Annotated in this window: 8 protein-coding genes; all 8 read left to right on the top strand. The window is 63.5% G+C overall.

Annotated elements, in window-relative coordinates; genetic code table 11:
• The coding region (gene der / locus RMO40_RS23100) for a ribosome biogenesis GTPase Der (RefSeq protein ID WP_309725945.1) at window positions 1-1,155 on the top strand (1,155 nt) is incomplete at its 5' end.
• Window positions 1,156-1,238: 83 nt separating this feature from the next.
• The gene (gene hfq, locus RMO40_RS23095; RefSeq protein ID WP_047502530.1) at window positions 1,239-1,481 is read left to right on the top strand and encodes an RNA chaperone Hfq; all 243 of its coding nucleotides are present in this window, start codon (window positions 1,239-1,241) and stop codon (window positions 1,479-1,481) included.
• A gap of 34 nt (window positions 1,482-1,515) precedes the next feature.
• Window positions 1,516-2,757, top strand: a complete 1,242-nt coding sequence (gene hflX / locus RMO40_RS23090; protein WP_309725944.1) for a GTPase HflX — start codon at window positions 1,516-1,518, stop codon at window positions 2,755-2,757.
• Window positions 2,758-2,764: 7 nt separating this feature from the next.
• Window positions 2,765-4,093, top strand: coding sequence for an FtsH protease activity modulator HflK (gene hflK, locus RMO40_RS23085; RefSeq protein WP_489660228.1), 1,329 nt, complete (start codon window positions 2,765-2,767; stop codon window positions 4,091-4,093).
• 18 nt (window positions 4,094-4,111) lie between these two features.
• Window positions 4,112-5,002 (top strand): protease modulator HflC, encoded by an 891-nt coding sequence (hflC, locus tag RMO40_RS23080; protein WP_309725943.1) that lies wholly within the window; start codon window positions 4,112-4,114, stop codon window positions 5,000-5,002.
• A gap of 18 nt (window positions 5,003-5,020) precedes the next feature.
• Window positions 5,021-5,206: a DUF2065 domain-containing protein gene (locus RMO40_RS23075; protein WP_309725942.1), complete on the top strand. Its 186-nt coding sequence runs from the start codon at window positions 5,021-5,023 to the stop codon at window positions 5,204-5,206.
• A 61-nt stretch (window positions 5,207-5,267) separates the two neighbouring features.
• A complete protein-coding gene (locus RMO40_RS23070) occupies window positions 5,268-6,431 on the top strand; it encodes an ATP phosphoribosyltransferase regulatory subunit (protein ID WP_309725941.1) in 1,164 nt (387 codons plus the stop codon).
• 47 nt (window positions 6,432-6,478) lie between these two features.
• Window positions 6,479-6,724: adenylosuccinate synthetase (locus RMO40_RS23065; protein ID WP_309725946.1), on the top strand; the 246-nt coding region annotated here is incomplete at its 3' end.

The raw sequence follows: 6,724 nt of genomic DNA, 5'->3' as shown, positions 1-6,724 counted from the left end.
TTCGAGCCCGACAGCTCGACCGGCATCGTCAAGGAAATGGCCAAGCAGACACGCCAGGCCGTGGCCGAGGCCGATGCGGTGATCTTCGTGGTCGACATCCGCACGGGTGTGTCGGCGCAAGACCACGACATCGCGCGCTACCTGCGCTCGGTCAACAAGAAGGTGTTCCTCGCTGCCAACAAGGCCGAGGGCATGGTCGACTCGCCGCTGCTGGGCGAGTTGTACGAGCTGGGCATGGGTGAGCCACATCCGATCTCGTCGGCACACGGGCAGGGCATTCGCAGCCTGCTTGATGCCGTGCTCGCGGGCTTCGAGCCTGAGCTCGAGACCGAAGACCTGCAAGAGGACGCGCCCATCCGCCTCGCGGTGGCCGGCCGCCCCAACGTGGGCAAGTCAACCCTCATCAACACCTGGCTGGGCGAAGAGCGTCTGGTGGCCTTTGACCAGCCCGGCACGACGCGCGACGCCATCACCGTGCCCTTCGAGCGGCACGGCCAGAAGTTCGAGCTGATCGACACTGCGGGCCTGCGGCGCAAGGGCAAGGTCTTCGAGGCCATCGAGAAGTTTTCAGTGGTCAAGACCTTGCAGGCGATCGCCAGTGCCGACGTGGTGCTGTTGCTGCTCGACGCAACCCAGGGCGTGACCGAACAAGACGCTCACATCGCTGGCTATATTTTGGAGAGCGGGCGCGCCGTCGTGATCGCGATCAACAAATGGGACGCGATCGATGACTACCAGCGAGAAACCCTGGAGCGCTCGATTGCCGCGCGCCTGGCCTTCTTGAAGTTTGCGGCCGTGCTGCGCATCTCTGCACTCAAGCGCCAGGGCCTGGGCCCGGTGTGGCAGGCGATCGCGGACGCACACGCTTCGGCCACCCGCAAGATGAGCACGCCGGTGCTCACACGTTTGCTGCAAGAGGCGGTGGAATTCCAGACGCCCAAGCGCGCGGGCGCCTTCCGTCCCAAGCTGCGTTATGCGCACCAGGGCGGCATGAACCCGCCACTGATCGTGATCCACGGCAACTCGCTGGAACACGTGACCGACGTCTACAAACGCTTCCTCGAAGCCCGCTTTCGTGAGCACTTCAAGCTGGTCGGCACACCCCTGCGCATTGAGATGCGCTCGTCGAAGAACCCCTTCGCCGACAAAGACTAAGTGCATTGGCGGCTCTTGCCGCATTGCCGCACAGTGCTGTGTTAACGTGCCAACCTCATTCACTTTCCATCACGGAGCATATCGTGAGCAACAAAGGGCAGCTTCTACAAGACCCGTTTCTGAACCTGCTTCGCAAAGAGCACGTTCCGGTGTCGATCTACCTTGTGAACGGCATCAAACTGCAAGGCCACATCGAGTCGTTTGACCAGTACGTGGTGTTGCTTCGCAATACCGTGACGCAGATGGTCTACAAGCACGCGATTTCAACGGTCGTACCGGGCCGCGCGGTGAACTTCCACGCCGCCGAAGCGCCGGAGCAGACCTGAAGCCACAGCGGCAACAGCCGAGGCGGTACCTACCTTGACTGCAGCCGCACCCACCGCCACGCCCGTGGCGGGCGACTCCCCCCGTGCCATTCTGGTTGGCGTTGATTTCGGGGGGCGATCCCATTTCGACGCAAGTCTCGACGAGTTGGCCTTGTTGGCCGAGTCAGCGGGCGACAACCCCGTCGCACGCGTCATTGCACGACGCAAGGCGCCTGACCCCGCGCTCTTTGTCGGCTCGGGCAAAGCCGACGAAATCAAGGCGCTTGTTCTCGGGCACCAAGCTGAAGCCGTGCTCTTCGATCAGGCCTTGTCGCCTGCCCAGCAGCGCAACCTGGAGCGCCACCTTGGCGTGGCCGTGGCCGATCGCACCATGCTGATCCTCGAGATCTTTGCGGCCCGCGCACAAAGCCACGAAGGCAAGCTGCAAGTGGAGTTGGCTCGCCTTCAGTACCTGTCGACACGCCTGGTGCGCCGCTGGAGCCACCTGGAGCGGCAGCGGGGTGGTATCGGCAACCGTGGCGGCCCGGGCGAAGCGCAGATCGAGCTTGACCGCCGCATGATTGGCGAGCGCATCAAGACGGTGAAAGAGCGGCTCGTGCGCGTCAAGCGCCAGCGCGGCACGCAGCGCAAGTCGCGCGAACGCAGTGGCACGTTCCGTGTTTCGCTGGTGGGCTACACCAACGCCGGCAAGTCGACCTTGTTCAATGCACTGGTCAAGTCACGCGCTTATGCCGCCGACCAGTTGTTTGCCACGCTCGATACCACCACGCGCCAGCTCTACCTTGAAGATGTTGGCCGCTCGGTGTCTTTGTCTGACACCGTGGGCTTCATCCGCGATCTGCCGCACAAGCTGGTGGAGGCCTTCGAGGCCACCTTGCAGGAAGCCGCCGAAGCCGATTTGCTGCTGCATGTGGTCGACGCCGCCAGTCCGGTCCTCGACGAGCAGATGGCCGAAGTACAGCGTGTGTTGCGCGACATCGGCGCCGATGGCATCCCGCAAATCCTGGTCTACAACAAGCTTGATAATCTCGCCGAATCGCAGCGCCCGCAGGTGGCTAGCGACGTACTGGAGCTGGATGCCGGCGTGCGTGTGCAGCGAGTGTTTGTGAGCGCCTTGCATGGCACGGGTTTGATTGAACTGCGGCGCCTGCTGTCGGCCGCGGTGATGGCCAACCAGTCCACCAACTTGAACCCCGCCGAGATGGCCTCACCTCCTGCTTCGCTGGAAGATTCCCCCGATGACACTTTCGATTCGGCGCACAGAAGACAACTCTGACACCTCCATGACCATGAGCGTTACCCCTCCCAAGCCTGCAGGCTTTGCTGCGCGGGCATCCGACGTGGCAACCGCCGTGTGGGCCTTGATCGGCAGCCTGGGTCTGACGGCACGCCGTCGCCTGAGCCGACACCCCGAGATCGTTTTGAACACCGGGGGGCGCGGCGACGGCCCTCCCGATCTCGACGAGCTCTGGCGTGATTTCAACCGCAAGCTCACCGGACTTTTCGGCGGCAAGGGCGGGCAACGCCCCAATGGAACGGGCGGCGGTGGCACCGGCGGCCCGAATTTCCAACCCGACATGAAGAGCGCCGGCATTGGCATCAGCCTGGTCGCGGGTGTGGTGGTGACGATCTGGGCGGCCAGCGGCTTCTTCATCGTGCAAGAAGGCCAGCAGGCGGTGGTGACATCGTTCGGCAAATACAGCCACACGGTCGACGCCGGTTTCAACTGGCGCTTTCCGTACCCCTTCCAGGGTAACGAGGTGGTGGCCGTCACGCAGCTTCGTTCGGTTGAAGTCGGTCGCAACACGGTGGCGCAGGCCACCGGCTTGCGCGAGTCTTCGATGCTGACCAAAGACGAAAACATCGTCGATATTCGCTTCACGGTGCAGTACCGGTTAAAAGACGCACGCTCCTACCTGTTCGAAAACAAGAGCCCCGACGAAGCCGTGGTTCAGGCCGCCGAGTCGGCGGTGCGCGAGATCGTCGGCAAGAGCAACATGGACTCGGTGCTTTACGAACAGCGAGACGAGATCTCCAGCCAGCTGATGAAGTCGGTGCAGGTGCAGTTGGACCGGCTTAACACCGGCATCCTGGTCGTCAACGTCAACGTGGGCAGCGTCCAGGCGCCTGAGCAGGTGCAGGCCGCGTTCGACGACGCTTTCCGCGCCGGCGCTGACCGCGAAAAGGCCAAGAACGAAGGCCAGGCCTACGCCAACGACGTGATCCCCAAAGCAAGAGGCAGCGCCGCGCGCCTCAACGAAGAAGCCGAGGCCTACAAGGCGCGCGTGGTGGCACGGGCCGAGGGTGATGCGCAACGTTTCAACCGCGTGCTGGCCGAGTACCAGAAGGCCCCGAGTGTCACGCGTGACCGCATCTACATCGACACCATGCAGCAGATCTATTCCAGCGTGAGCAAGGTGATGGTCGACAGCCGCGCCAACTCCAACCTGCTGTACCTGCCGCTGGACAAGCTGATCCAGCAGTCCGCCGCTTCGCCAGCGCCAGGCGCTGTACCGGCCCCCCCGGTGCCTGAACCGAGCTCTGTCGGCTCAGGCAATGCAGACACCCGCTTGCGCGACGGCCAACGCAGCCGCGACCGCGACGCACGTTGAGACTGGGCCATCAAAATCATGAATCGAATCGGAACTATCGCGATCGGCGTCATCTTGGTGCTGATGCTGGTGTACTCCACGCTGTTCATCGTCGACCAGCGTCAGTTTGCAGTGATCTACGCGCTGGGCGAGATCAAGGAAGTGATCGCTGAGCCGGGCCTCAAGTTCAAGCAGCCCCCGCCGTTGCAAAACGTGGTCTTCCTCGACCGCCGTGTGCAAACGCTCGACAGCCCGGAGACCCGTCCCATCTTCACTGCAGAGAAGAAGAGCCTGGTGATCGACTGGTTGGTGAAGTGGCGTGTCACCGACCCGCGCCAGTTCATCCGCAACAACGGCACCGACATGCGCAACGTGGAGGCGCGTCTGAGCCCCATCGTGCAAGGGGCTTTCAACGAAGAAGTGACCAAGCGCACGGTGCAGGCCATGCTCTCCACCGACCGTGAAAACGTGATGCAGGGCGTGCGCACCCGGCTGGCTGACGAGGCCAAGGCATTTGGTATCGACATCATTGACGTGCGCATCAAGCGCGTCGACTTCTCCGCCAACATCACCGGTTCGGTGTACGGGCGCATGGAGTCTGAGCGCAAGCGCGTGGCCAACGAGTTGCGCTCCACTGGTTTTGCCGAGGCCGAAAAGATTCGCGCCGATGCCGAACGTCAACGCGAAGTGATCCTGGCCGACGCTTACCGCGATGCCCAAAAGATCAAAGGCGATGGCGATGCCAAGGCCTCCGCTCTGTATGCAGATGCTTTTGGCCGTGACCCGCAGTTCGCCAAGTTCTACCGCAGCCTGGAGGCGTACCGAACGAGCTTCCAGAGCCGTTCTGACGTGATCGTGGTCGACCCTTCCAGCGAATTCTTCCGGGCGATGCGAGGTGAGGGTGGCGGTGCGCCCGGCGCCAAGAAGTGACCAGGCGGCAGCGCGATCATGGAGTTTCTGTGGGGCGCGCTGGCGTTGATGCTCGTCATCGAGGGTGCGTTGCCCTTTCTGAGCCCGGACGCATGGCGCAAGGTGTTTGAGCGCGCCATCCAGCTGAGCGATGGGCAGATCCGCTTCGTCGGCCTGAGCAGCATGATCGTCGGGCTGGTGGCCCTGCTGCTGCTCTGGCCGTAGCGCAGGCCCGGCGGCCGACGCAGGCCGGTACAATCTCGTTTTTAATCCCCCGGTCATCCACATGTCGTCTGCTTGGCTGCTGCCCGAGCACATCGCTGACGTCCTGCCTGCGCAGGCCAGGCGCATCGAGGAACTCCGTCGCGACCTGCTTGACGGGGCTCGGGGTTACGGGTTCGAACTGGTCATGCCTCCCTTGCTGGAGCACATCGAGTCGCTGCTCTCCGGCACCGGCCGTGAGCTTGACCTCAAAACCTTCAAGCTCGTTGACCAGCTCAGTGGCCGCACGCTGGGCGTGCGCGCCGACACCACCTCGCAAGTCGCCCGAATCGACGCCCACCTCCTCAACCGTCACGGCGTGACTCGGCTCTGTTACTGCGGCCCGGTGCTCCACACGCGCCCGGATGGTTTGCACGGCACACGCGAGCCGCTGCAGTTCGGTGCCGAGATCTACGGCCATGCCGGTCTCGAGGCCGACCTGGAAGTCCAGGAGCTGGCGCTCGATTCTCTGCAACAAGCGGGTGTGACCTCGCTCACCCTCGACATGGGCGACGCACGCATTGTTCGCGGCCTGTTGGCTGGCTTGGCCGTTGACGCATCGACGGTGGCGCAGATCTACGCTGCGCTCGCAGCCAAAGACCAGGCGGCGATGGAAGCCCTGTCGGCGCAGTTTCCGGAGCCGACCCAGGAGGGGCTGCGCGCCTTGCTTCGGCTTTACGGTGGCGAAGATGTTTTGCAAGCGGCGCAAAGCGTCTTGCCCGCCCACCCGCTGATCAGGGCTGCGCTCGACGACCTGGCCTGGCTCGCTCAACATCTGCGGCTGGCTTACCCCGATGTCCGCATCGGCTTCGACCTCGCCGATCTGAGCGGTTATGCCTACTACAGCGGCGCTCGCTTTGCCGTCTATGCGGCGGGCTCCAGCGATGCAGTGGTTCGCGGCGGCCGTTATGACGAAGTCGGCGCGGTTTTCGGTCGCAATCGCCCGGCCGTCGGTTTCAGCATGGACCTGAAGCAGCTCGTGCAGCTCACGCCTCAGCGTGTCATGCGCCCGGCGATTCGTGCCCCCTGGGGTGAAGACGCAGGCCTGCGAGCGGCCATTCGCCGCTTGCGCGAGCAGGGCGAATCGGTGGTGTGCATCCTGCCGGGGCATGAGCACGAAGGCGAAGAGTTCGCTTGTGATCGCGAGTTGACCGCAACCAACGGCCAATGGCTCGTGCGCGCGCTCTGACCCCACCAACCCATTTTCAAAGCAACGGATTTACAGCAATGCAACAGATGCGCAGCGGCCACAACGTGGTCGTGGTGGGCACCCAGTGGGGTGACGAAGGCAAGGGCAAGGTCGTCGACTGGCTGACTGATCACGCCCAGGCCGTGGTGCGTTTCCAGGGCGGCCACAACGCGGGCCACACGCTCGTCATCAAGGGCGTGAAGACGGCCTTGCAGCTGATCCCTTCGGGGATCATGCGCGATGGCGTGAAGTGCTACATCGGCAATGGCGTCGTGGTCGACCCGAGCCACTTG

This window comes from Rhizobacter sp. (assembly GCF_031412075.1).
Taxonomy (GTDB): Bacteria; Pseudomonadota; Gammaproteobacteria; order Burkholderiales; family Burkholderiaceae_C; genus Rhizobacter.
The sequence above is the reverse complement of the archived record's forward strand: the minus strand, read 5'-3'. Positions and strand labels throughout refer to the sequence as shown.